The 24,571-nt window shown below is 67.7% G+C and carries 18 protein-coding genes; 13 read left to right on the top strand and 5 right to left on the bottom strand.

Going from position 1 to position 24,571, the window contains the following annotated elements; translation table 11 throughout:
• Positions 1-105: 105 nt before the first annotated feature.
• Together eptA and lpxE are read right to left on the bottom strand one after the other, a co-directional pair.
• On the bottom strand, positions 106-1,704 hold the full coding sequence (gene eptA / locus H0E84_RS03755; protein ID WP_180677287.1) for a phosphoethanolamine--lipid A transferase EptA: 1,599 nt from the start codon (positions 1,702-1,704) through the stop codon (positions 106-108).
• Positions 1,705-1,785: 81 nt separating this feature from the next.
• On the bottom strand, positions 1,786-2,601 hold the full coding sequence (lpxE, locus tag H0E84_RS03750) for a lipid A 1-phosphatase LpxE (RefSeq protein ID WP_180677286.1): 816 nt from the start codon (positions 2,599-2,601) through the stop codon (positions 1,786-1,788).
• Positions 2,602-3,094: 493 nt separating this feature from the next.
• Here lpxE and H0E84_RS03745 point away from each other — a divergent pair, with 493 nt between their 5' ends.
• Positions 3,095-3,787 carry a response regulator transcription factor gene (locus tag H0E84_RS03745; RefSeq protein WP_180677285.1) on the top strand — a complete coding sequence of 231 codons (693 nt, stop codon included), beginning with the start codon at positions 3,095-3,097 and terminating at the stop codon, positions 3,785-3,787.
• On the top strand, positions 3,750-5,135 hold the full coding sequence (locus H0E84_RS03740; RefSeq protein WP_180677284.1) for an ATP-binding protein: 1,386 nt from the start codon (positions 3,750-3,752) through the stop codon (positions 5,133-5,135). The genes H0E84_RS03745 and H0E84_RS03740 overlap by 38 nt, the downstream gene beginning before the upstream one ends.
• Positions 5,136-5,420: 285 nt before the next feature.
• Here H0E84_RS03740 and H0E84_RS03735 read toward each other — a convergent pair whose 3' ends face one another.
• Both H0E84_RS03735 and H0E84_RS03730 read right to left on the bottom strand, forming a co-directional pair.
• Positions 5,421-6,047 (bottom strand): thioredoxin family protein, encoded by a 627-nt coding sequence (locus tag H0E84_RS03735; protein WP_180677283.1) that lies wholly within the window; start codon positions 6,045-6,047, stop codon positions 5,421-5,423.
• 25 nt (positions 6,048-6,072) lie between these two features.
• A complete protein-coding gene (locus H0E84_RS03730; protein WP_219339576.1) occupies positions 6,073-8,175 on the bottom strand; it encodes a protein-disulfide reductase DsbD family protein in 2,103 nt (700 codons plus the stop codon).
• Between the two features lie 213 nt (positions 8,176-8,388).
• On the opposite strand from H0E84_RS03730, the gene H0E84_RS03725 reads away from it, so the two are divergent.
• The 7 genes from H0E84_RS03725 (at position 8,389) to H0E84_RS03695 (ending at position 13,679) form a co-directional block, all read left to right on the top strand.
• Complete coding sequence (locus H0E84_RS03725; RefSeq protein WP_180677282.1) at positions 8,389-9,453, top strand: sensor histidine kinase; 1,065 nt, start codon at positions 8,389-8,391, stop codon at positions 9,451-9,453.
• Entirely contained in the window at positions 9,450-10,187 is a 738-nt protein-coding gene (locus H0E84_RS03720) for a LytR/AlgR family response regulator transcription factor (RefSeq protein ID WP_180677281.1), read from the top strand. Before H0E84_RS03725 ends, H0E84_RS03720 begins: the two co-directional genes overlap by 4 nt.
• Before the next feature lie 250 nt (positions 10,188-10,437).
• Positions 10,438-10,914: a mobile mystery protein A gene (locus tag H0E84_RS03715; protein ID WP_180677280.1), complete on the top strand. Its 477-nt coding sequence runs from the start codon at positions 10,438-10,440 to the stop codon at positions 10,912-10,914.
• Positions 10,911-11,522 (top strand): mobile mystery protein B, encoded by a 612-nt coding sequence (locus H0E84_RS03710; protein ID WP_219339575.1) that lies wholly within the window; start codon positions 10,911-10,913, stop codon positions 11,520-11,522. The genes H0E84_RS03715 and H0E84_RS03710 overlap by 4 nt, the downstream gene beginning before the upstream one ends.
• 164 nt (positions 11,523-11,686) lie before the next feature.
• Entirely contained in the window at positions 11,687-12,844 is a 1,158-nt protein-coding gene (locus tag H0E84_RS03705) for a saccharopine dehydrogenase family protein (RefSeq protein ID WP_180677279.1), read from the top strand.
• A complete protein-coding gene (locus H0E84_RS03700; protein ID WP_180677278.1) occupies positions 12,841-13,206 on the top strand; it encodes a DoxX-like family protein in 366 nt (121 codons plus the stop codon). Before H0E84_RS03705 ends, H0E84_RS03700 begins: the two co-directional genes overlap by 4 nt.
• Positions 13,203-13,679 carry a DUF2269 family protein gene (locus H0E84_RS03695; RefSeq protein ID WP_180677277.1) on the top strand — a complete coding sequence of 159 codons (477 nt, stop codon included), beginning with the start codon at positions 13,203-13,205 and terminating at the stop codon, positions 13,677-13,679. The genes H0E84_RS03700 and H0E84_RS03695 overlap by 4 nt, the downstream gene beginning before the upstream one ends.
• A 106-nt stretch (positions 13,680-13,785) precedes the next feature.
• Here H0E84_RS03695 and H0E84_RS03690 read toward each other — a convergent pair whose 3' ends face one another.
• A complete protein-coding gene (locus H0E84_RS03690; protein ID WP_345776261.1) occupies positions 13,786-15,384 on the bottom strand; it encodes an MFS transporter in 1,599 nt (532 codons plus the stop codon).
• Between the two features lie 230 nt (positions 15,385-15,614).
• Between H0E84_RS03690 and H0E84_RS03685 the strand changes: the two genes are divergently transcribed.
• The 4 genes from H0E84_RS03685 to H0E84_RS03670 all read left to right on the top strand — a co-directional run bounded on the left by H0E84_RS03685 (position 15,615) and on the right by H0E84_RS03670 (position 24,570).
• On the top strand, positions 15,615-17,153 hold the full coding sequence (locus tag H0E84_RS03685; protein WP_180677275.1) for a serine hydrolase domain-containing protein: 1,539 nt from the start codon (positions 15,615-15,617) through the stop codon (positions 17,151-17,153).
• A gap of 93 nt (positions 17,154-17,246) precedes the next feature.
• On the top strand, positions 17,247-18,731 hold the full coding sequence (locus tag H0E84_RS03680) for a serine hydrolase domain-containing protein (protein ID WP_180677274.1): 1,485 nt from the start codon (positions 17,247-17,249) through the stop codon (positions 18,729-18,731).
• 93 nt (positions 18,732-18,824) lie between these two features.
• Entirely contained in the window at positions 18,825-20,363 is a 1,539-nt protein-coding gene (locus H0E84_RS03675) for a serine hydrolase domain-containing protein (protein WP_180677273.1), read from the top strand.
• 310 nt (positions 20,364-20,673) lie between these two features.
• Complete coding sequence (locus H0E84_RS03670) at positions 20,674-24,570, top strand: WGR and DUF4132 domain-containing protein (protein WP_180677272.1); 3,897 nt, start codon at positions 20,674-20,676, stop codon at positions 24,568-24,570.
• The last annotated feature ends 1 nt before the right edge of the window (position 24,571 follow it).

The raw sequence follows: 24,571 nt of genomic DNA, 5'->3' as shown, positions 1-24,571 counted from the left end.
CAGTAAGGCTTTCAGTGCGAGCGCGCTACCTCCAGCGTTCGCCAGGGCACAGAACGACCTGACGAGCCACATTCGCGCAGTCCATCTTTGCCAGCGCCTCTGATGTCACTGGGGCCTCTCTGGCGAGAAGAGGTTCAATGCGGGGTCGAAGACGTCGCTACGCATCCCGAACGCACCCATGACGCTGTGGAACACGTTCGCGTGGGAAAACGTGCCTTCGACCGTCATTGTCGCGTTCGCGTTTGAATGAGCTGCGCTGGAATCCCATACGATCAACGGGATTTCCTTTTGAACGGCAGGTGCAATCGACCAGGGCGTCCCGTGCAGATACAGGTTGTACTCCCCCAGCGATTCGCCATGGTCGGAAACGTAGATCAGCGAGGTCGAGTAACCCTGTAGACCCTTCAGCATGTCGATGGCCTGCCCCACGACGAAATCCGTGTAGACGATGGTGTTGTCGTAGGCATTGACCAGTTCGTCGCTCGAGCACTGGTGCAGCTGGACCGATGCGCACACCGGTGTAAACACGTTGAAGCGCGACGGGTAGCGCGTGTTGTATGCCGGCCCGTGGCTCCCCTCGAGATGGAACACCACCAGGATGCGTTGCTGGTTCGATGCGGCAATACGCGCTTCGATGCCGCGCAACAATCCTTCGTCGTAGTCGCACGCCTCTCCCGCGCAACCGGCCTTCAGATCGCCAAGACGTTCGAAGTGCCGTACGTTCATGGCGGGCTCGCCGGCGTTGTTCGTTCGCCAGGTGACTTCGACGCCATGCCGCTGGAGATAGCTGGTCAATGGCTCCCACCGCGCACGCGCCCCGGGGTCCCGATGGGCCAGGATGCATTCAAGGGAGGCGGTCGTGTACGTGGCGCACGACCGGGCCTTCTTGAAGACCGTGGTACCCGCTTTGGCCATTTCCTGATTGGTCTGCCTGCCATACCCATACAGGGAGAAATTCTGCGCGCGGGCAGACTCACCGATGATCAGGAAGACGACCTTCCTTTCGTTCGACACGAAATGGGCGGGAGGTAGCAGCCTGCGTTCGTGCGGGGCCACGTTGCCTGCCCAGTAGCGCACACCATTGACCGCGTACGACCAGGGCAGGACCATGCCGCCAATCCGCTTGGCGTACTGATCGATCCACAACCAGCTTTGGGATGCGCCATACGCCCAGCAAAGCGTGAACAGGCCGACCGCGACGGGCATTGCCAGGCGTTTGCGGAAAGGCGTGTGCGTCACCTCGACTTGCAGGAGAACCCAGCAAGGCACGATGCCCAGGAAAAAAACGTACACGAGCATCCAGGGATGGAACAGGCCGGCCGCTTCCGACGTGTCGGTGTTGAAGACGTTGCCCATCATGGTGTCGTCCAGCACGACGCCATACGTGACCTGGAAATAGAGTGCGATGGCGTTGACGACCGCCATCGCCATGCAGAACGGCTTGACCAGCCGCTGCGAGATCAAGGCGATCAGGCCAATGAACACCGCGGTCATTGCCACGACCAGGACGGGCAACGTGAGCAACGTCATGCCCGCACGCAAGGATGCGACATCCAGATGTTCGATGCCGAACAGATAGAGTGGCGCGTGATACGCCGCTCCATTGAACAGCGCCCAGACCAGAATGAATCTCGATGTGCGAAAGCGCCAGCGCACCCTGGGAACGAAAGCGCCGGACAACAATCTGCGCGCTAGGGCGTGCATGCTGGTCGTCTCACGCGGCTCTCCTGGTGATGGATCGTGGGGATGGCTGGCAGCCGCCAGGTTGGCGCGAACCCCGCCAACCTACGACCTGTGCTTTCCTGTAAACAAGGCAGCGCAGAAGATGCCGATCAATGCGCCTGCAATCACCGCGGATCCGGTATGCGCATCGAGCGCTACGCGCGCAAGCATTGTCAGCAACAGCACCGGCAACAAGTAGAACAGGTGCCACCATCCGTAACGACGCCCCACGAAGTACACCGCCGAAGACGCCAGTGAGGCGTGTCCGGAAGGCATGTTGTGCCGTCCGCCATAGGGACGTTCACCCAAGCGCACTCCCAGGATGACGACTGGATCCAGTGCGCGCTTCAAGCCATGGGTCATGATGGCGCCGGTAACGCCGAGATAGACGATTTGCAGCACCCCTATCGGGTCGCGTTTGACGATGGGCAATGCCACCACTGCGATCGTATTGATATGCCGTCCGTACCGCTCTGTACCAGTGACGAGTACGTGCTCGCTGCGCGGCGTATCGCGGTAGCTCGATAAGTCGGACGGATAAACAACAGACGAAGCAATACCGGCGAGACATACCGCCAACAGTAGTCGCGGCCGTCGTACTTGCACGTAGGCATTCTTCGCCAGCGCCTTCAGCGTTGTCGGTTCTCTGGCGGGGGAACGATTCAAGGCGCGTTCGAAGACGTGGTGACGCATGCCGAATGCGCCCGTCGCGCTGTGAAGCCTTCCGCGCGGAAAACCTGCCTTCGCCAGTCGATGCCGTATTTGCCGGCCGCGCGACACGATCCACGCAGATAATCGTGTTGGCGCAACCAGCAACGGGCTCGAGGTGCTCCGCTTCGGGCGGCCGCCCGCGCGAGGGGCGCTGTCGTACTCGATCACCCAGGTCTCCCTGCCGACCCAGGCACCAGCCCCGGCAATGGCCGCACCGCGTCCACTGCCTTCCGGCCCGACGTGCGGCAGTCGCCGCCACCGGCGGGAATGCGGAGATCGCCGGTCCGATTCGGCGCCCGGTGGAGCTCCAGGCAGTGCGGGAGCACGGATGCCTCGTCGCAGAACGCAACGCTGGTCGAAATGCTATTCATGCACGACGCGGGCGAGTGCCCGGGGCGTGCCGGATCGGAACGGTTCCGGCGTGCGGATGCATGCGATGCCTCGTGCTATAACGAAGCGCGACTGTGAGGCGACGCGTCCTTCCGGAGACTTACCGGACAGTGAACCCCCGCCGAACAGGCATGGGTTCGGCCAGGTAAGTGTCCAGTAAGGAAAACGCTCGATAATGCCGCTCGTTCGCGGCGCGTTGAACGCATGCAGGAGTAAGGCTTTCAGTGCGAGCGCGTTGCCCTCATCTGTCACCCCAGAACGAAACGCCGCGATGAGCCGCATTCTCCTGATCGAGGATCACGAGCGGCTTGCGCGACTGGTCTGCAAGGGACTCGCGACAGCCGGAATCGCCGTCGATGTCGTCGATCGCGTCGATGCGGCATGGGCCATCATCCGGCGCATGCCTTACCAGGCGCTGGTGATCGATCGCGGGTTGCCGGATGGCGATGGGCTCGTCCTGCTGCGGCGCCTGCGCGGCGCAGGAATGGGCGTGCCCTGCCTGGTGCTGACGGCGCGGGATGCGTTGCGCGACCGTGTGGAGGGCCTGGATGCCGGCGCCGACGACTACCTGCCAAAACCATTCGCCATGGACGAGATGGTGGCGCGCGTGCGGGCATTGCTGCGCCGCCCGGTGGAGGTTCGCCAGCTCGACCCCAGCCAGGGCGATCTGACGCTGCGGCCTGGCGACGGCATCATGTGTTGCGGCGAGGAGATCGCGAGGCTGCCCCCGGCGGAAATGCAGATCATGTTGTTGCTGCTGCGCAAGCACGAGGAAGTCGTACGCCGCGGCGCGCTGGAGTCGGCCGGTTGGGGACTGGGCGAGGCCGTCACCCCGGGCGCGCTGGACGTCGCCCTGCATCGCATCCGCCGCAAGCTGCGCGCCATCGGTTCGGGCCAACGGATCATCAATGTCAGAGGTCTCGGCTATGCCCTTCGTGAAGCCGACAGTGCCGAACAGCCTTAGCCTGCGGGTCCTGCTCGCGTACGTGGTCGGGGTGATCCTGAGCGTTTTGCTCATGATCCTGGTGACCCTCGTGCTGACGACTTACCGCAGCGACCTGTTGCTGAAGGCAGACATGGCCGAGTACACGCAGCAGCTGGTCGGGGCGGTCCGGTTCGACGGCAAGGGTGTCCCAGTCGGCTTCGCGGCCAGCGAGGATGACGACGAGTGGATCTATGAGAGTCTCAAGGAGGAAGTTGCCTACCGCATGCTGGACGACTCCGGGCGGACGGTGCTCGTTTCCGCTGCCGGAGAAGACTTCTGGTCTCCCGCCGAATCGCGGCCACTTGTGCCTGGAAGCTTCAACTTCGAACGCGGGGGCGTCCGAATGCACAGCGCCATCGAGCGCTTCGAGCATGGCGGAAGGACCTGGTACCTGCAGTTCGCCGTCAGCACGCGGATGCTGGGCTTCATCTACGAGGAATTCACCCTGCCGTTCATGGGTGCGGGCGTGGTCATCTTCAGCGTGCTGCTGCTCGTCGTCTTCGGCATCTGCGCCTATGTCACGCTCGGATACACGCTCCGGCCCTTGCGCAAGCTGTCGGAGTCCGCAGCCTCGATCTCGCCGCGCGCACTCCACGCGCGATTGCGCACCGAGGCGGTGCCGTCCGAGATCGCGCCCCTGGTGCACAGCTTCAACCGCGCGCTCGACCGGCTGGAACACGGATTCCGCGTGCAGCAGGAGTTCCTTGCGACGGCTGCGCACGAGTTGAAGACGCCGCTGGCATTGATCCGCGCGCAGGTCGAGTTGAGAGAGGAGGGCGAGGACCGCGACGCGCTGCTCGGCGACGTCGAGCACATGACGCGCCAGGTGCAGCAACTCCTGCTGCTGGCGGAAGCCAGCGAGGTGCAGAACTACGGTTTCGCCATCACCGATGTGCAGGAGGTCGCGCAGGACGTCGTCGCCTACCTGCAGCGCATGGCCGAAGCGGCTGACGTGCATGTGACCCTGTCCGGCGCCTCCGTTGCGCGATGGCAAGCCGATCGCGGTGCGCTGTTCACGCTGCTGAAAAACCTGCTGGAAAACGCCATCCAGCATGCGCCGCACGGCACCGAGGTGCGGGTGGAGGTGGACGCTGAAACGGTGACGGTGCGCGATGCTGGCCCCGGCGTGGATCCGCAGGATCTGTCGCAGATGTTCTCCCGCTTCTGGCGTGGCGCCCATCGGCGCGACCAGGGCGCCGGGCTCGGCCTGGCCATCTGCCGGGAAATCGCGCTGGCGCATGGATGGGAGCTGTCCGCGCACAGGGCGGACCCGGGATTGCTGCTCCGGTTGTCCTTGAGAACGGGGTCTTCAGGTCCATCGGAGTAGCAACCGAAGAACCGTCGCACCACGGGAACATCCACTAGCCCGGAACATTTCCGACTCCAAGACACGACGAGGACCATGCGGAGGGGCCCGGCATCCGGACGGGCAGCGGGCGGTCTGCCTGGAGTTGCTGGCGGAGCAGGCCGGGCTGGTGCTGGACGAGATGGCGCGGCCGGCGGAGCGGGTGGAACGGCGAGCGGAATTGCAGCACGCGTCGCACGCCCTGCACTGAGCAGGGGCGACTCCGCCCCGGGACGCTTCAGCGCCCCGGAGCCTCGAGCACGCAGATCAGTTCGCGTACTTCACCGAACATCCGTACGGGCGCGTCACCGGGGCGCTGACCGGCTGCCCCGCCGCCAGCTCCGCCAGCGCCTGCGGCACGTACTGCGTGGCCTTGGCGATGTCGGCCGGGTCGGGGCTCGGAATGCTGTCGATGCCGCCGGCGTAGCGCAGCACGCCGGCGGGATCGATGACGTACATGTGCGGGGTGGTCTTGGCGCCATAGGCGCGGCCGGTGGTGCCGTCCGGGTCGAGCAGGTAGGCGGTCTGCGCGGCGCGGGCCTGGCCGCGGATCCGTTCGGCGGCGGCGCCGTCCACATGCCCTTGCTGGCCCGGGGCGGACGAGTTGACGCTCAGCCAGACGACATCGTCGGCGGTCGCGTCGCGCTGCTGCGCCTGCATGTTCTCGGAACCATAGTGCTTCCTGACGAACGGACACTCGTGATTGGTCCACTCGAGCACCACGGTCTTGCCGGCGAAGTCGGCCAGGCTGCGCGTCTGCCCGGCCGAGTCGACCAGGGTGAAGGCCGGGGCGGGCTGGCCCACCGCGGCGGCGGCGGTCGCGTCTGAGGCAGCGCAGGCCGTCAGTGCAGCGGCGGCGAACAGTAGCGCAGTGGTGAGCAGTGAGGCTTTCATCGGTCGGTCTCCTGGGTCGGGAAGGTCACATCGAGCGGATCGCGTCGGCGACGCCATCCGCGGTCAGCAGCTGCGGCAGCACGCGGGGTGCGCCGCCGCCGGCGGGGTAGAGCACGTACAGGGGCACGCCGTTGCGGCCGTAGCGCTGGAGGTAGCGCGTGATCGCCTCGTCGTTGCGGGTCCAGTCGCCCTTGAGGTAGGCGACGTCGTGCGCGGCGAGGGCGTCGCGCACGGTGTCGGTGGACAATGCGACGCGCTCGTTGGCCAGGCAGGTCACGCACCATGCGGCGGTCATGTTGACCAGCACCGGGCGGTTGGCCGCGCGCAGTTCGGCCAGGCGCTGTTCGCTCCAGGGCTCGCTGCCGGCATCGGTCGTCGGTTGCACGTCGGCGGCCGCCGGCGCCGATGCCGACAGCGGCAGGCCGAGCGCGACCACCAGCGCCGCCGCGGACGCGATGGCGGCAGCCGCGCGGAACCGCGGCGAGCGCATCGCGGGCCGGCGCCCGAGCAGCCACAGCGCGAACGCCAGCGCGGTCAGGGCGGCGAGCAGCCAGGCCATGCCGAGCGGCGAGGTCTGTTCGCCGTACACCCACAGCAGCCAGACCACGGTCAGGTACAGCGGGAACGCGAGCAGCTGGCGAAAGCCTTCCAGCCACGGGCCGGGCCGCGGCAAGGCGCGGGCCAGTGCCGGGACGAACCCGAGCAGCAGCATCGGCGCGGCCAGGCCGAGGCCGAGCGCCACGAACACCGCCAGCGCAGCGTAGGCCGGCTGCGCCAGCGCCCAACCGAGTGCGGTGCCCATGAACGGCGCGGTGCACGGGCTGGCGACGACGACCGCCAGCGCGCCGGTGAAGAAGGCCGCGCGCGCACCGTTGCCTTCCGTCAGCCGCTGGCCGGTGCCGGCGATCCGGCCGCCGAACTCCCACACGCCCGAGAACGACAGCGCCATCGCGAACAGCAGCAATGCGACGCCGGCGACGAAGCGCGGCTCCTGCAGCTGGAACCCCCAGCCGAGCTGTTCGCCGCCGGCACGCAGCGCGAGCAGCACGCCGGCGAGCAGCAGGAACGTGGCGACCACGCCGAGCGTGTACCAGCCGCCGTGCCGGCGCAGTTCGGCGCGGTCGTCGGCCGAGCGGAGCGCGCTCATCGCCTTGATCGACAGCACCGGGAACACGCACGGCATCAGGTTGAGGACCAGGCCACCGAGGAAGGCGAGCACGAGGGCCGCCAGCAGACCGAGGGGGGTGGCCACGCCGCCCGGCAGCGGCGCCGCAGGGGCGGACGACGCAACGCTGCCCGCGGTGCCCGCTACGCCGGCGGCGAAACGCCACGCAGTGCCGTCGCCATCGACCGCGACCAGGGCGACCTCCGCCGGCAGCGCGGTGAAGTACTCGCTCTTCGGCCAACGCGCCTGCCAGCCATCGGCTGCGCGTTGCCACTGCGGCTGCGCGCCGTTGGCGAAGACCTCCGGGGTTTCCGGAAACCACTGCCACTGCGCCGGCGCCACGGCGGCGTCGAGACCGCTCACGGCCAGGGCGATGGCGTCGGCGTCCTCGGCGACCGCGAGCGTCGCCGCCGAGACGACCGGCAGGCCGGCGCGCGCGGCGGCGAAATCGTCGGCCCAGCGCGGATCCGCGTCGGCCGTTGGGGCGACCGGCAGTTCGAACGCGTACTCGGCCTTGCCGGGGATGCATTCGACCTCGCAGATCAGCCAGTTCGCCGCGGCGCGCACCGGCAGCGCATCGGCGGCGTAGTCGGCCGGAATGACGATCGAGACCGGCAGCAGCCGGCGCTCGCCGTAGCCGAAGTTGACGATGTCCGCGAGTTCGAAGCGCTGCGGATGCGGCCACTCGATCGGCTCGGCGGTCACGCCGTTCGGCAGCGTGAGTTCGAGTTCGGTCGGCAGCCCCGAATCGCCCGGGTTGCGCCAGTACGTGTGCCAGTGCGGGTCGTGCTCGAGCAGCAGGCCGAGGGTCAGCCGCGCACCGGGCACCGCCGCGGTCGCTTCGGCGACCAGGCGCGACTGCAGGTGGTCGGTCCGCACCGCCGGCGAGGCCGCGCTGGCGGGCGCCGGTGCCAGCAGCGCGATGAGCAGGATCGCCATTGCGAGCAGCGGGGACTTGTACATGGCTCCTCGGGGTCCGGGGGTTCGCTGCTGGATGGACGCAACGTGGTGCTTCGCGGCGCCAGGTCCGGGTCGGCATCGCGGCCGTCGGGTCCGCGTGCAACCTAGCGCCAGGGACCGCGAATCGATCGGCGCTGGGACGAATCGGGGGAACCCGGGGACGAAGCCGGCGCCGGCGGTTGCGGGGACCGGAGCCGCGGACTAGCCTGCCTCGCTATGCGCAAGGTCCCCTGGCTCATCGTGCTCGGCGTGGTCGCATGGTGGGGGCTGAACGCCGTCATCGTGACCAGCCATCTGCTCGCCTTCCGCGCCGCGCGCGGACAGCCGGTGAGCCTGCAGGAGATCCTGCCCGTCCAACTGGTGAGCGCCGCGATCTGGGTGATCGCCACGCTGTGGCTGCTGTGGTGGACCGCGCGCAGCCCACTGGAACGCGAGCGTTGGCTGGCGCCGTTGGGGATCCTGCTGTTTGCGGTGCTGGCCGCGGCGGCGTTCCGTACCGGCGCCGTGCTGGTGCTGGAACCCTGGGTCGGCGGCTCCGACACGCCACCGCGCGGGGCCACGCTGATGGTCAGCAGCGTGCTCAGGAACTTCCTGGTCTGCTGCGTCATCGTCGGCATTGGTCACGCCCTGGTCTACGCCCAGCGCTCGCGCACCCGCGAACGCCAGGCCCAGGTGTTGCAGGAACGATTGACGCAGGCGCGGCTGGACACGCTCTCGGCACAGCTCAACCCGCACTTTCTCTTCAACTCGCTCAATTCCATCGCCGAGATGGTCCATCACGACGCGGACGCGGCCGACACCATGCTGGTGCAGCTGGGCGGGCTGCTGCGCTACAGCCTTCAATCCAGCCGCCAGCAGCAGACATCCCTGGACGACGAGCTCGATGCGCTCGACTGCTACATCGGCATCGAGCAGGTACGCCTGGGCGACCGGCTCCGCTTCACGCGCGACATCGGCGAGGACGTGCTGTTCGCACAGGTACCGCGGCTGATGCTGCAGCCGCTGGTGGAGAACGCGGTGGCGCACGCGGTGGCGCAACGGGTGTCGCCGACGCGCGTGGAGGTGCGGGCCTGGCGCGAGGGCGACCGACTGCTGCTGGAAGTGCTCGACGACGGCGCCGGCACGCCGGCCAAGCCCGGCTTCGGGCTGGGCCTGGCCAACACCCGCGACCGCCTGGAATGCCTGTACGGCGCGGCCCAGTCGCTGGAGATGACGACCCTGCCGCAAGGGGGCACGCGGGTGCGCGTGTCGCTGCCGCTGACACTGGGCACGGCGGCATGAACGACCTGCCGTTGCGGGTGCTGATCGTGGACGACGAGCCGATGGCCCGTACCCGGCTGCGGCGCATGCTGGGTGCCGAGCACGGCGTGCATATCGTGGGCGAATGCAGCGACGGCGACGAAGCGTCGGCCGCATTGGCCGGCATGAAGCCGGACGTGGTGTTCCTCGATATCCAGATGCCCGGCCTGGACGGCTTCGGAACGCTGCATCGCGCCGCCGCGGCCTGGCGTCCGCACGTGGTGTTCGTCACCGCGTTCGGCGAGCACGCCGTGGACGCGTTCGAACACGGTGCGGTCGACTACCTGCTCAAGCCCTACTCGCGCGAGCGGCTACGGGTCGCGCTGGATCGCGCCCGCGTCGCACGGCAGCGCGTCGCCTCCGGCGCGGCCGACCACTTCCCCGAGCGCCTGCCCGTCCCTGTGGCCCATCGCTTGCGCATGGTGCCGGTGCAATCGATCGACTGCATCGTCGCGCAGTTGAACTACGTCGAGCTGCACGTCGGCGCGGAACGTCTGATCCTGAGAGAAACCATGGCCGCGATGGAGTCGCAGCTCGACCCACGTCACTTCGTGCGCATCCACCGCTCGCGGATCGTGCGCATCGCGGCGGTGACGGAGATCGAGACGCTGGGGTCGGGGCAATACGTGTTTCGGCTGGCGTCGGGCGCGCGCCTGGGCAGCGGCCCGGCCTATCGCGAGGGGGTGCGGCAGGCATTCCGGCTGCGGGCTTCGTGAACTGTCGCTGCGTGTTGTTATCGCCGTCATTCGGACCGCAGCGGGATCGTCCGGCAGGTCGCTTGGGTGTCCCGGCCCGGGTGGACCTCCTGCCTCGGGGCCGCACACCCCTGCGCGGGGACGCGCTATAATTTTATGCCATAAATGCGGCGATATGTGCTATATTATTATTCTTTAAGCCCATCCAGTCAGGAATATCTTTGTTCCCCTGGAAGCTTATGAACGTATACATCCGTGTAGCGGAGGCACCATGGCCACGACCCGTTCCATGCGACAACTGGCGCGAAAGCGGCTGGACGAGCGCTTTGCTGCCCTGAGAGCCCTGCCTCCGCCCACCCGCGCCGCGCCGCGCGGAGGCTGGATCCGCACGATCCGCGAGGCGCTGGGCATTCCGCGCCATGAACTCGGGCGCCGGATGGGCGTGGGCGAGAAGCGGGTAGTCCAGCTCGAGCGCGGCGAGGCAGAGGGCAAGCTCACGATCGAGTCGCTGGCGCGCGCCGCCGAGGCGCTCGATTGCGAACTCGTCGTCGCGCTCCTGCCGCGCCGCCCGCTGGAGCAAACCGTCACCGACCGGCGGATGCAGCTGGCGGCCGCGTGGCTCAAGAGCCGGGCGCTGGACACGATGGCGATGGAGAACCAGGCGGTGTCGCTCGACGATCTGCCGAGCCAGCTCGTGCGCGAGATCGAGCAGCAGTTCCCCGACGAGCGTCTCTGGGATCCGACTTGAGCACGCCGCCCGATGCGATGCGCTCCTGGATGGATCCGGAGGAGGACGGGCAGACACCGCTCGACCCCGACGAAACCCAGGGCCTGAAGCTGGCTTTCGTCGCGACGCGGGCCGACCTCAACAGCGCGGAGGCCACCAACATCATCGCCGGCATGCAGTGGGCCGAGGCGCAGATCCGGTCGGGCGCCGAGGTTGCGTCGGAGGCGTTCCTGCGCGCGCTGCATGCCCGGCTGTTCGGCCAGGTGTGGGCCTGGGCCGGCAAGTACCGGACGACCGAGCGGAACATCGGGATCGACCCTGCGCGCATCGCGGTGGCGGTGCGGCAGCTCTTCGACGAGGTCGCGGGCTGGCAGGAATACGGCAGCTATCCGCTCGACGAGCAGGCCGCGCGGCTGCATCACCGCCTGACCCTCATCCATCCCTTCCCCAACGGCAACGGCCGCACGTCGCGCGCGATGGCTGATCTCTTTTTGCGCGCCCGGGGCGCGCCCGCGCCGACCTGGGGCGGGTCATTGCCAGCGGCCGACGCCCGCGCGCGCTATCTCGCGGCGGTGCGCGCGGCCGATGGGCACGACCTGGCCCCACTGCTCGACTTCATCCGCCTCTAGCGCGGCCCGCTCAACCTCTACGCAAGGGCGCCGGTAATCTCTGGCGTTGCGTTCACCCATGACTTCGGCCAGCAAAGACCGTCAGCCCCGCGGCGATTCGACGGTGCGCCAAACGAGCCTGTTCGGCGATACTGCTTGCCGCGGCCAAGGGGTACCGGGAACGGATGAAGACGCTTGTACTGGGCGGCTACGGAAACTTCGGCGCCCGCATCTGCCGGGCGCTCGCGGGCGATGCGAACATCGAGCTGCTGGTAGCCGGACGCAATGCCGTTCAGGCCCGCCGATTCGCAGACACCCTGGACGGGCGGGTCAGCGCCGTCCCGATCGACTGCAATGCCCCCGGCTTCAGCCAGGCCCTGGCCGCACTGCACGTCGACCTGGTGATCCACACTGCCGGCCCGTTTCAGGAGCAGTCGTATGCGGTGGCACTTGCGGCTGCAAGCGCCGGGGCGCACTACATCGACCTGGCCGACGGCCGCCGCTTCGTCTGCGATTTTCCACCGGCGCTGCAGCACGCATTCCAGCAGGCTGGAAAAACCGCCATCAGCGGCGCGAGCACGGTGCCGGCGCTGTCCTCGGCCGTTGTCGACCAACTGGCCACCGGCTGGCGGGCGCTGCATGCGATCGACATCTGCATCGCGCCGGCGCAGACCGCACCGCGCGGCAAGGCGACGCTGGCGGCGGTGCTGAGTTACTGCGGCAAGCCGGTGCGGGTCTGGCGAGACGGACAGTGGACGCAGGCGCCGGGCTGGGCCGCGCCCGAGCGCGTCGAGTTCAAGCGTCTGCGCCCCCGCATCGGCGCGCTCTGCGATATCCCCGACCTCGAACTGTTCCCGGCGCGCTATGGCGTGCGCGACCGGGTGATGTTCCGCGCCGCGCTCGAGGTGGCCGCCACGCAGCGCGCCTTCGCCGTGCTGGCGGCGCTGCGCGGCAGGGGCCTGCTGAAGCAGCCGGAACGCCTGGCCGGGCTCCTGGACCGTATCAGCGGCGTGTTCGACGCGCTGGGCACGCCGCTGGGCGGCATGGTCGTGCGCATCGAAGGGCTGGACCCTGCCGGACGCCCCGCACGCCGCGCTTGGCACATCACGGCCGACAACGACGATGGCCCCGAAATCCCCTGCATGGCCGCGATCCTGCTGGCGCGCAAGCTCGCCGCCGGCGACGCGATGGCCGCAGGCGCCGTCACGGCCGCGGGCCTGCTGTCGCTGGCCGAGTTCGAGCCCGAGTTCTCCAGGTGGGGGATGGTGACCGACATCGTCGACGAAGCCCCCGGCGCCTCACGGGAGCAATCCACCGCAGCCATGAGCGGGGCCCTGCGATGAGCCCGCACGACGAAAGGCTGCTGCGCATGGGCGTGGTGTTCGTGTGGCTCGCGACCGCGGTTGCCAGCCTTTGGGAGTTCGACGGTCAGAGCATGGAGCTCCTGGCGAAGGCAGGGATTACCGACCATCGCCTCGCCGCGGTCCTGATCGCCGCGGGTGCGGGCGCCGACTTCCTGGTCGGGTTCGCGCTGGCGCTGTGGCCGTCGCGACGTGTCTATCTGACCGCGCTGGCACTCATGCTGGCGATGACTGCGGTGGCCAGCGTGCTCGATCCCTCGCTGTGGCTGCATCCCCTGGGGCCGCTGACGAAGAATGTCCCCATTGCCGCGGCGCTCTGGATCCTGATCAGGGGCGCGAAATGACGACCTACCTGGTGGTGAAGTGGATCCACGTGCTGTCGAGCGTCGTCCTGGTCGGCACCGGCTTCGGTACGGCGTTCTACATGTTCTTCGCCAACCGGAGCGGCAGCCTGGAGGCGCAGGCGGTGGTGTCGCGGCTCGTGGTCCGCGCCGACTGGTGGTTCACCGCCCCGGCCGTCCTGCTGCAGCCCGCCAGCGGCCTGTACATGATGCACCTGGCGGGCTGGCCGCTCACCACGCCGTGGCTGGCGCTCTCGATCGGACTGTTCGTGGTCACCGGGGCGCTGTGGCTGCCCGTGGTGTGGCTGCAGCTGCGCATGGCCGCCATGGCCTCCGCGGCGCGGGAAAGTTCCGGCGAGCTACCCGCCAGCTACTGGCGCTACGCGCGCTGCTGGGAAGCACTGGGCTACCCGGCCTTCGTTGCCATGCTGGGGGTGTTCTACCTGATGGTGGCGAAACCGACTCTGTGGGGGTAGGTGCCGCCATGCTGAGCGCCGGTGGCCGCCTCCGGCCGAAGGCTGAGATCACCTGCGACTGAACCGATTCGTGCAACGTTTCGTGGGCACCGTTTCGCGTGCAGGCTCAGGAAAAGCGCACCTGAATCTCCTCGAGCCCTTGCCCCCGTGTCTCCACGCCGCTGCGCCCCAGCATGACCGCAGATGCCGCCATGGGGATGGCGAGCAGCGCCGCGGAGAGCGCGAAGTGGTCGAAGAACCCGATGACGCCCAGGCCCGCGCCGAGGATGCCCCCGAACTTCGAGCTCGCGGCGATCACCCCCGACCCCGTGCCGCGCAGGCGCAATGGATAGATCTCTGCCGCATAGGGAATGAGCATGGCGATCACGCCGCTCACGCTGATCAGCAAGCTGGCGATGGCTGTGGTGGTCAGGGACGCCGAGCGGATGCCCAGGACATCGAGCGCGGCGAATACCAGCAGCGCGGCCGCTGTCAGCCACAGGAACAGCACCAGCGATTTGAAGCTGCTCCAGCGGTAGTAAAGCCAGATGACGAGCGCGATGCCGGGCAGCGCGTAGATCGCCGACCGCGCGAGCAGGGCGCTGGCCGCGGCCGCATCGACGCCCAGCTCGGTGAGGTTGGTCGGCAGCCACAGGACGAAGCCGAAGTTCACCAGTCCCCACGCGGTGCCCGCCACCAGCAGGCTCCGCGAGATCGGTGCGTGCCGGCCGCGCAGGAGATCGCGGGTCCCCGCGACCGGGTGGCCTTCATCGATCACCGGCGGCGCGGGATGCAGGGCGTCGTCGCGCTCGATGCGCCCGCCCGGCCCGGAGAAGCGCGCCAGCAGCGCCCGGGCCTGCGCATGCAGGCCCATGCTCGACAGGAAGCGCGGCGACTCGGGAATGAAACGGTTGAGTACGATGATCATCGCGCCGGTCGGCAGGCCCAGCAGCCACAGCACCCGCCAGCTGAACATCGGCTCCAGCACCGCCGCCGCGCCCGCGGCGAGCAGGTAGCCACCGGACGTCCCCAGGCCGCCCAGTGCGACCAGCAGCCAACCGCGATGCAGCGCCGGCACGGTTTCGGCCATCAGGGTGAAGGCGATCGGCAGCAGCCCGCCTGCCGATGCGCCCATCAGGAAGCACATGGCGAGGTTCCAGCCGAACGACGGCATCGCGCCGCAGATGGCGGTGCCGATGAACATCAGCGCCGACAGCAGGATGGCCGAGCGGCGACCGAAGCGGTCGGCCACGCGCCCCCACACCACCGAACCGACCGTCGTGCCCGTCAGCGCGAACAGCGTCAACACGCTGGCGCCCGAGGTCTCCAGGCGGTACTCGGCGCGCATGCCGGGCATCACGAAGCCGAGCGTGGCCGGCTTCATGACGTCGATGGCGAGCGTCACCACCAGCACCGTCGCCAGCGTGAAGTGCGCGCGGTTGAGCGGCACGCCATCGGCCACGTGGAAGTTCAGCGGCGCGCCCATGCCGGGCTGCAGGCCGGCGGGCGTGCGCGGCAGCATGCCGTAGGCCGACAGCGCCAGGCCGAGCGGAATGATCGCCATGCCGATCCACATCTCGGTCGTCATCGGCATGCCGACCATCTGCCAGTGGGTGTGCTGGCCCATCATGAACATCGGCCCGTGCGAGAGCACGCCTGCGGTGATCAGGGCGCAGCCCACCCAGAACGCGATGGGATGGTGGAATGAAAAGCCTGCTCGACTCACGATGCCTCCCGAAGGTGCGCGCATGGTAGCGCCGTCGTCCGGCTTTGGGGCAGCGCTGCGACAGAATCCTCGGCAAGTAGGATCGAGCCTGGGAGAACCGGAACGCCAGCCCCGAGGCGCACATGGTCACCGGACGAACGAGAGCGGAAGGATGGCCGCGCCGAGCCCGGCGTTTGCCGCTACGCTACTGGCACGGTGCCTGGCCGGCACCCCACGGAAAGGATCTCCGCATGCCACGTATCGGCGCCGTGCTCGCTCTCACCGGACTGCTGGCAGTGCAGGCGGCCACCGCCGCAACGCCGCCCACACCTGCAGAATTCGCGCGCCATGCGGAAACGCTGCTGGCGAACACGTACCGCGCGGACGCGCCGGGCGTGACGGTGCTGGTCATGCGCGGGGACGAGGTGATGTATCGGGGCGCGCGCGGTAGGGCCGATATTGCAGCCGGCAAGCCGCTCGATCCTGGCGACCGGTTCCGCATCGCATCGATCACCAAACAGTTCGCCGCGGCCGGACTGCTGACGCTGGTCGATGACGGCAAGGTCTCACTGGACGACCCGCTGTCGAAGTACCTGCCGACCTATCCCGGCGGTGCACGCATCACGATCGAGCAATTGCTCAACCACACGTCCGGCGCAAAGGAGTATCTGCGCATTCACAGGACGATCCAGGCAAAGTACCTGCGCCACGGGACGACTGCGCAACTGGTCGGATCCTTCAAGAACGATCCGCCGGACTTCGCGCCCGGCGAAGGGTGGAGCTACAGCAACTCCGGCTACGTGCTCGTCGGCGCCGTGATCGAAGCGGCGAGCGGCATGCCCTGGCATCACTATCTGTATTCGGCATTGTTCATGCCGCTCGGCATGAACGACACCGGCTACGGTGCCGACCCCATCGTCACTTTGCGTCTGGTGAAGGGCTACACCACGAGGTACGGACCGCCGGCGCCTTCCCGGCATATCAGCATGTCCCGACTCCATGCCGCAGGTGCGCTGGTGTCGACGGTCGACGATCTAGCACGATGGAGCCGAGCCCTGCATGGGGGACTGGTGCTGGAACCTGGGACCTATACGCGCATGATCACGCCGGTCGGCCAGGCGAAGGCCCACGACGCCGGGTACGGTATCTTCACGTCCGCGGTGCGGGGCGTCCCGGCATTGGAGCATGGTGGCGCCATCATGGGGTTTCGCTCGCACCTGCTGTACGTGCCCGGCGCGGATCTCACAGTGGCTGTGCTCTACAACAACGAAACGCCCCTTCCAGCGCATGAGCCCGATGTCGTCGCGCGCCGCCTTGCCGCCGCCGCCCTGGGGGATCCGTACCCGCCGGTGAAGCCGGTCGTCGTGGACCTGGCCGTGCTCGAGCAATACGAGGGCGTGTATCGCGGCGACCGGGATGGGTCGCACACGCTGCGCGTTGTCGACGGAACCCTGACTGTCCAGCGCGCTGGGAAGAGGCGCTTCGCGCTCACCGCCATCGCCGCCGACACATTCGTCTATCCCGACGGCCTCAGCCGCTTGCAGGTGCTGCGCGACGCCAGCGGGAAAGTGACCGGCATGCGGTTCTGGTCCGCGGGAGGAGGGGAAGGCGTCGTCGCTCCGCTCACCGGTCTGGCGGTGCCGATCGACATCAGGCTTCCGGGCGACGCGCTCGGGCGCCTGGTCGGCAGATACTGGGCGCCGGCACTTCTGGTCGGCGCCGCGATCGCCATGCTCTACGCGGCGAAACTATGGCGCAGACGCAGGCGCCTTGCAGCAAGCACCCTTTGAAGCAGGCCGTGCGTGGCCAAAGCTGGTCGGTACACATTTCCCGCTACCCTACGGACACGGTGCCAGGGCGCACCGCGGAAAGGATCTCTGCCCATGCGACGTATTGGCTCCGCGCTCGCTCTCACCGGAATGCTGGCATTGCAGCCGGCGACTGCCGCGTCGTCACCCTCACCCGACGAATTCGCGCTGTATGCGGAGCCGCTGCTGGCGGACGCGTACCCCGCGGATGCACCGGGCGCGGCGGTGCTCGTGATGCGGGGCGACGAGGTGTTGTATCGGGATGCACGTGGTATGGCCGATCTTGCGGCCGGCGTGCCGCTCGAACCGGACGACCGGTTCCGCATCGCGTCGGTCACCAAGCAGTTCTCCGCCGCCGGACTTTTGACCTTGGTCGACGCCGGCAAGGTCTCGCTGGATGATCCGCTGTCGAAGTACCTGCCGACGTATCCGGGCGGTGCGCGCATCATGATCGAGCAACTGCTCAACCACACGTCTGGCATCAAGGACTTCTACGACACCAGAAAGGACCCGTCGGACTTCGCGCCGGGCGAAGGGTGGAGATACAGCAACTCTGGGTATCACCTCGTCGGCGGCGTGATCGAAGCGGCGAGTGGCCAGCGCTGGTATCGCTATCTGGACCAGACGTTGTTCAAGCCCCTGGGCATGAACGACACCGGATACGGCGGCGACGGCGCTGTCGCCGCGCGCCGGGTCAGGGGCTACACCACGGACCACGGTGCCCCCGCGCCGCCACGGGTATCAAGCGTGACCCAGGCCAATCAGGATCCCGCCGCAGGTGCGCTGGTGTCGACGGTCGATGATCTGGCGCGCTGGAACCGTGCCCTGCACGAGGGCAAGGTGCTCGAGCCTGCGACCTACACGCGCATGATCACGCCAGTCGGCCAGGCGAAGGCCCATGACTACGGCTACGGCATCGGCACGTCCACACTGCGGGGCGCGCCGGCGTTGCAGCACAGTGGCCGCATCGCAGGCTTCACCTCTTACTTGCTCTATGTGCCGGGAGCGGATATCACGGTCGCCGTGCTCCTCAACAACGAAACGCCCCCTCCAGCGCATGCGCCCCATATGGTCGCGCGCCGCCTTGCAGCCGCCGCCCTGGGGGATCCGTACCCGCCGGTGGAGCCGGTCGAAGTGGACCTTTCAGTGCTCAAGCAGTACGAGGGCGTCTATCGTGCCGATGGGGATGCAGCGCGCACGCTGCGCGTTGTCGACGGAGTCCTGACCGCAAAGCACGCAAGGGGGAGGCGATTTGACCTTAGCGCGATCACCGACGACATATTTGTGTATACCGAGGGTCTCAGCCGACTGCAGGTGCTGCGCGATGAGTCGGGCAGAGTGACAGCGATGCGTTTCTGGTCGGACGGCGAAGGGGAAGGCGTCGTCGCTCCGCTCACCGATCTGGCGGTGCCGATCGACATCAGGCTTCCACGCGACGCGCTCGGGCGCCTGATCGGCAGGTACTGGGCGACGGCCCTGCTGATCGGCGCCGCGCTCGCCATGTTCTACGCGACGAAGCGATGGCGCAGACGCAAACGCCTTGCAGCAAGTACCCTCTGAAGCAAGGCCTGCCCTGGCCAAGCCTGCTCCACGTTTGTCACTACCCTACGGACACGGCGTCTGACCGGCACCCTCGGAACAGGATCCCTCCAGATGCGACATATCGGCGTAGCGCTCGCTCTCACTGGATTGCTGACGTTGCAGGCGGCCACCGCCGCAGCGCCGCCGACGCCTGAGGAATTCTCGCGCTACGCGGAACCGCTGCTGGCGGAGGCGTACCGCGCCGACCTACCGGGCGGGGCGGTGCTCGTGATGCGCGGCGATGAGGTGCTGTATCGGGCCGCGCGTGGCCAGGCCGATGTCGCGGCCGGCGTGCCGCTCGAGCCGGATGACCGGTTTCGCATCGCGTCGGTCACCAAGCAGTTCTCCGCGGCCGGGCTCCTGACGCTGGTCGACGCCGGCAAGGTCTCGCTGGACGATCCGCTGTCGAAGCACCTGCCGACCTACCCGGGCGGTACGCGCATCACGATCGAGCAACTGCTCAACCACACCTCCGGCGTGAAGGAGTACACGGAGATTCCGGGCACGTTCGAAGGGGCGATCAGGCGCCACGTCACGACCGAACAGCTGGTCGACTACTTCAAGAATGAAGCGCCGGACTTCGCGCCGGGCGAAGGGTGGAAGTACAGCAACTCCGGCTATGTGCTCGTCGGCGCGGTGATCGAAGCGGCCAGCGGCCAGCCCTGGCACCGCTATCTGGAGCAGGCGCTGTTCGAGCCGCTGGGTATGAACGACACCGGATACGGCGCCGACCCCGCCGTCGTCGCGCGCCAGGTCAAGGGCTACACCACGAACCGCGGATTCCTGACGGCTCCCCTGCCGCTCAGCATGACCCAGCCCCATGCCGCGGGTGCGCTGGTGTCGACGGTCGACGACCTGGCGCGCTGGAACCGCGGCCTGCACGGGGGGAAGGTGCTCGCGCCTGCGACCTACGCGCGCATGATCACGCCGGTCGGCGAGGCGAAGGCCAACGCCTACGGGTACGGCATTTGGACGACCTCGGTGCGGGGTGCCCCGGCATTGCAGCACGATGGCGGCATCGCAGGCTTCTCCGCCTATCTGCTCTATGTGCCGGGGGCGGAGCTCTCGGTCGCCGTGCTTCTCAACAACGAAATGGCCTCTCCAGCGCATGACGCCCGAGCGGTCGCGCGCCGCCTTGCGGCCGCCGCCCTGGGCGATCCGTATCCGCCGGTGACGCCGGTTCACGTCGACGTTGCAGTACTCAAGCAGTACGAGGGCGTGTATCGCGTCGACCAGAATTCGACGCGCGAGCTGCGCGTTGTTGGCGAAAACCTGACCGCGCAGCGCACCGGGGGGATGCGCTCTGAACTCATCGCGATCACCGCCGACACATTCGTGTATCCGGGAGACTTCACCCGTTTGCAGGTGCTGCGCAACGCGACTGGAGACGTGACCGGCATGCGCTTCTGGTCCGACGGCGAAGGCGAAGGTGTGGTCGCTCCGCTCACCGATCTGGCGGTACCGATCGACATCAGGCTTCCGGGGGACGCGTTCGGGCGCCTGGTCGGCAGGTACTGGGCCCTGGCCCTTCTGATCGGCGCGGTGATCGCCATGCCCTACGCGGCGAAGCGATGGCAAAGACGTAGACGCCGCCCAGCAAGCACCCTGTGACGCACGGCGTGCGCGGCCAAGGGTCTCCGCTGCTGGCCGGCGGCTCCGCCCCAGGTAGGCGAGTCCAATCCCATCCCCGCCCCCTTTGCACCCAGTGACGGCACACCGGCATTGCGGGTTGATCGACGCATGAAGGGGGGCGCCTCTGGCCCCCCAGGCCGCACACCTAGAATTGAATCCGAATATCGCCACTCGCGGCCCAATACGGACACTGGCAAGTCGCTCGGAAGCGCCGCGAAAATGCGATCATCCTGCCCGGGGCCGGCCTGCAAAGAGCCGGGCGACGGGACGGGGACACCAGGGGAATGGAATGCGGCGCTTTGAATTTTCCGAAGGGACTTCGAACAAATTCTGGGAAATCGAGCTGGATGGCTCGGATGTGAATATTCGGTGGGGCCGGATCGGCACGCAGGGACAGAGCCAGACCAAGACCTTCGGCGACGACGCCAAGGCGGCGGCGGCGATGACCAAGCTGATCGACGCGAAGGCGGGCAAGGGCTACGCCGAGGTTGCGGCGGCGGCAGACGCTGGGATCGGCAAGACGGAAACCAAGGTGGGCCCCTCGGTCGGCAATGACGCGGCGACAACGGGCACGGTCGCGGTGGCGAAGCCTATCGAAGCACCATCGGATACGGTGCCTCCCGCCACGGCCGCCGTCGCCATCCGCGCGAACGCTCCAACTGTCGCCCCCTGGCTATTGCAGGGCGAACCGCTCGACGTTCCCGCCGGGCTGCTGGCCAGGGCCCTGCCGTCACGGCGCTTTCCGGCTGTCGTCGCACCTGGAGGCGATCCTGCAGCTGTCCTGCAGGCGCTATACGAGGCCATCGACGGGTATGCCTCGCCGGACGACAAGAATTCGGACGCTTCGATGGCTCAGGCATTGCAGCAAGGCTGGGAACGGCTGCAGAAACCCGCCGCCAAAGCTTCGCCGCATGCCGATGCCGCAATGCTGGCCCTCGTGTTCGCCGCGGCACCCAACGCGTACCGGGCGACGATTGACGTCCGGTCACTGGTGAACATGCTGGTTGGTCGCGATGGCCTGCCTGCGGCACTCGACCTGCTGCTGCAGGCAGAGCGCGAGTTCGAAGTGCGCTTCGAATGGCGCGGAACGAACGGCAAGCCAGGCATCAGTTTCCACGATTCCATCGACGGGCCGCTGGCATCGCGCTGGTCGTCCCCGGTCGGGGAAGGCGAGTGGGCATTCAGGCGCCACCTTTCGGCAGCGAGCGATTCGGTCTACAGCGAGTGCGTCGACCGGATCCGCGCCGCGCTACCGACGCTGCATCCATCACGCCAGGTGGCGATGGCGATGCTGCTCCCGGACGAACCGCAGGTATCCAATGCGTTGGCGTTTGCGCTGGCCGGCCCGAATGCGCCCTCGGCCCTGCACTGGCTGCAGTTGACCGCGACCGATCCGGCTGCGCTGGCCGCGATACGTCGGACGAAGCTGGACGCGTATGGCCAAGATATCCTCGATGACCCAGAGATGGTCGCCACTCTGCTGCAGGAACGCGGGATGGGCGCGCTGGAGACATTGCTGGCACGCGCGGAAGGTGAGGTCGCCGGCACTGCGTTGGCTGCCTTCGGTCTGCCTGAGGCGATCGATGCCCTTGCGCGTTCGGCAAGCAGCAGCAAAGGCGCTCTGGCGCGGTTGACGGCCGCGGTGAATCGCTGGCCGCTAGCCGCGATCGTTGCGCTCTCGAAACTGGTTGCCGGTGGCAGCAAGGAAGGTGCGCTTGTCGCACCGAGCCTGACCGGTTTGTTGCGCGCCAACGAGGCCGCGTTGCCGGCGCTGCGCCCATGGCTCGGCACCGCAGCCGAAGCGGTCGTCGACAGGATGCTGAAGCAGCTATCCGGTCCTTCCGTCGTCGGCAGCACGGACGAACTGCCAGCGGTGCTGGCGCGACCACCGTGGCTGGCAACGCGCAAGAAGCGAGCCATCGCGGCGCTCGACCTGGAAACGCTGCCGATCGCGCCAGTCGAGCGCTGGGCGCCTGGTGAGCGCGAGGCGGGCCGCTTCGCCGCTGGGCAACTGCCACCGTACTACGCCGATGCCGCGAAAGACCCGGACAAGATGGTCGAGTGCCTCGACTTCAAGCGGCACGTCGATACCCGCGATCTGGTCGAGCCGGCCATCCGGGCGATCCGAACACAGGATGCCACAGCACTGTGCGAACTGTGGCTGAAGATGAAACAGGCGCGCAAAGCCGAACGCTGGAGCTACATCACACTGAGCGACACGTTGCTCGCGCTGCTGCCGGGCGAAATGGGCGCTTCGGTGTGGAATGTATTGGCTGGCGAAAGTGACTATTCCTATCGCCCGGATTTCATCGTAGGCAAGTTTGGCCTGAAAGTGTTGCCGGGACTGTTGGCCGTAGTGCGCCGTCATCCCGCCGAGAATCTCGTGCTCGCACTGAACTTCGGCGCCGTCGACCTCGCGCCCCAGATGGCGCGCGCTGCCGCCAAGCTCAAGAGCCTGCGTGAAACAGGGCGCCAGTGGCTGCTCAAGTTCCCCGAGCACGCCGCCTGCGGTCTGATTGCGGCTGCAGTCGGCAAACGGGGCGAGGCACGCGATTGCGCTGGCGTTGCCTTGCGCATTCTCGCGTCCGAGGGGCACGGCGCGCTGGTCCTCGAGGTGGCGGCGCGCTACGGCCAGCCCGAGGTCGTCGCGGCGGTCGAGGCAGTGCTGGCCGAAGACCCGCTCGACCGGTTTCCCAGAAAACGCCCGACGCTTCCTGCCTTTTGGCAGCCTGGTGCCTGGCGTCGTCCGGTACTTGCAGAGGGCCCGGGCGCGGGCAAGGCCTTGCCGGATGAGGCGCTGGCCCCGCTAGGCACGATGCTCGCGTTCCCGACCAACGAAGGTATCTACCCCGGCATCGAACAGGTGCGCGACGCCTGCACGCGCGATTCGCTCGCGGACTTCGCCTGGGACTGTTTCGCTGCGTGGCTCTACGCCGGCGCGCCGTCGAAGGACGGTTGGGCGCTCACCGCGCTTGGGCTGTTCGGCAACGACGAAACCGCGCGCAAGCTGACGCCCTACCTACGTGCCTGGCCGGGCGAGGCCGCGCATGCGCGCGCAGTGGCGGGTTTGGACGTGCTGGCGATGATCGGCTCCGACGTGGCGCTGATGCTGTTGAATGGCATCGCGCAGAAGGTGAAGTTCAAGGGCCTGCAGGACCGGGCCCGCGAGAAGATCGCGCAGATCGCGGAAGCGCGTGGCTTCACGACCGAGGAACTCGAAGACCGGCTGGCGCCTGACCTGGGTCTCGACGAGCATGGCACCATGCTGCTCGATTTCGGGCCGCGCGCCTTCCGGGTCGGCTTCGACGAGGCGCTCAAACCCTACGTGCGCGACGGCGATGGCGCGCGCCTGGCCGACCTGCCAAAGCCGAAAAAGACCGACGACGCGGGCCTGTCGAAGGAGGCTGCCGAGCGCTTCAAGCTGCTCAAGAAGGACGTGCGCACAATCGCCAGCCAGCAAGTTCTGCGGTTGGAAGTGGCGATGTGCACACGGCGGCGCTGGCGCGCCGATGTCTTCCGCGCCTTCCTGGCCGAACACCCGCTGGTGCGCCACTTGGTGCAGCGCCTGGTCTGGGGCGTGTACGAAGTCGATGCCGGCCAAGGCGACGGCAGCTATGGCGGCAGGTTGCGCACTTGCTTCCGGGTGGCCGAGGATGGCGGCTTCACCACCGGCACCGATGATCCCTTCGAGTTGCCTCAAGACGAGGCTCTTCGCGTCGGTATTCCGCACGCCTTGGAGCTGGGCGCTGATGTCGCGGCGGAGTTCGGACAGTTGTTCACCGACTATGAACTGCTGCAGCCCTTCGCACAGCTGGGCCGCGACACGCATGTGCTGACACCGGACGAACAGGCGCAGCAGAAACTCGTCCGCTGGAAGGGCTCGACCGTGCCGACTGGACGTGTCCTGGGGCTGGTCAACAAGGGTTGGCGCCGGGGTCAGGCGCAGGATGGTGGTGGCATCTGGTACTTCAACAAGCCACTTGGCCGCGACAGAGCGATCGAGCTGAGCTTCGAGCCGGGCATCATTGTCGGGCTCGTCGACGAGTATCCGGAGCAGACCTTGCTGGAAGTGCAGGTCGGTCAGCCTTCAGGGTGGGGCGAGATACAGAACGGCGAGCCACTGAGCTCGCTCGACCCGATTGCGGCCAGCGAACTGATCCGCGACCTCGAAAGCCTCCGCGCCTGAT

It is taken from the genome of Luteimonas salinisoli, from assembly GCF_013425525.1.
Classification (GTDB): Bacteria; Pseudomonadota; Gammaproteobacteria; order Xanthomonadales; family Xanthomonadaceae; genus Luteimonas; species Luteimonas salinisoli.
Note: the sequence above shows the minus strand (reverse complement) of the source record. Positions and strands in the feature narration are given on the sequence as shown.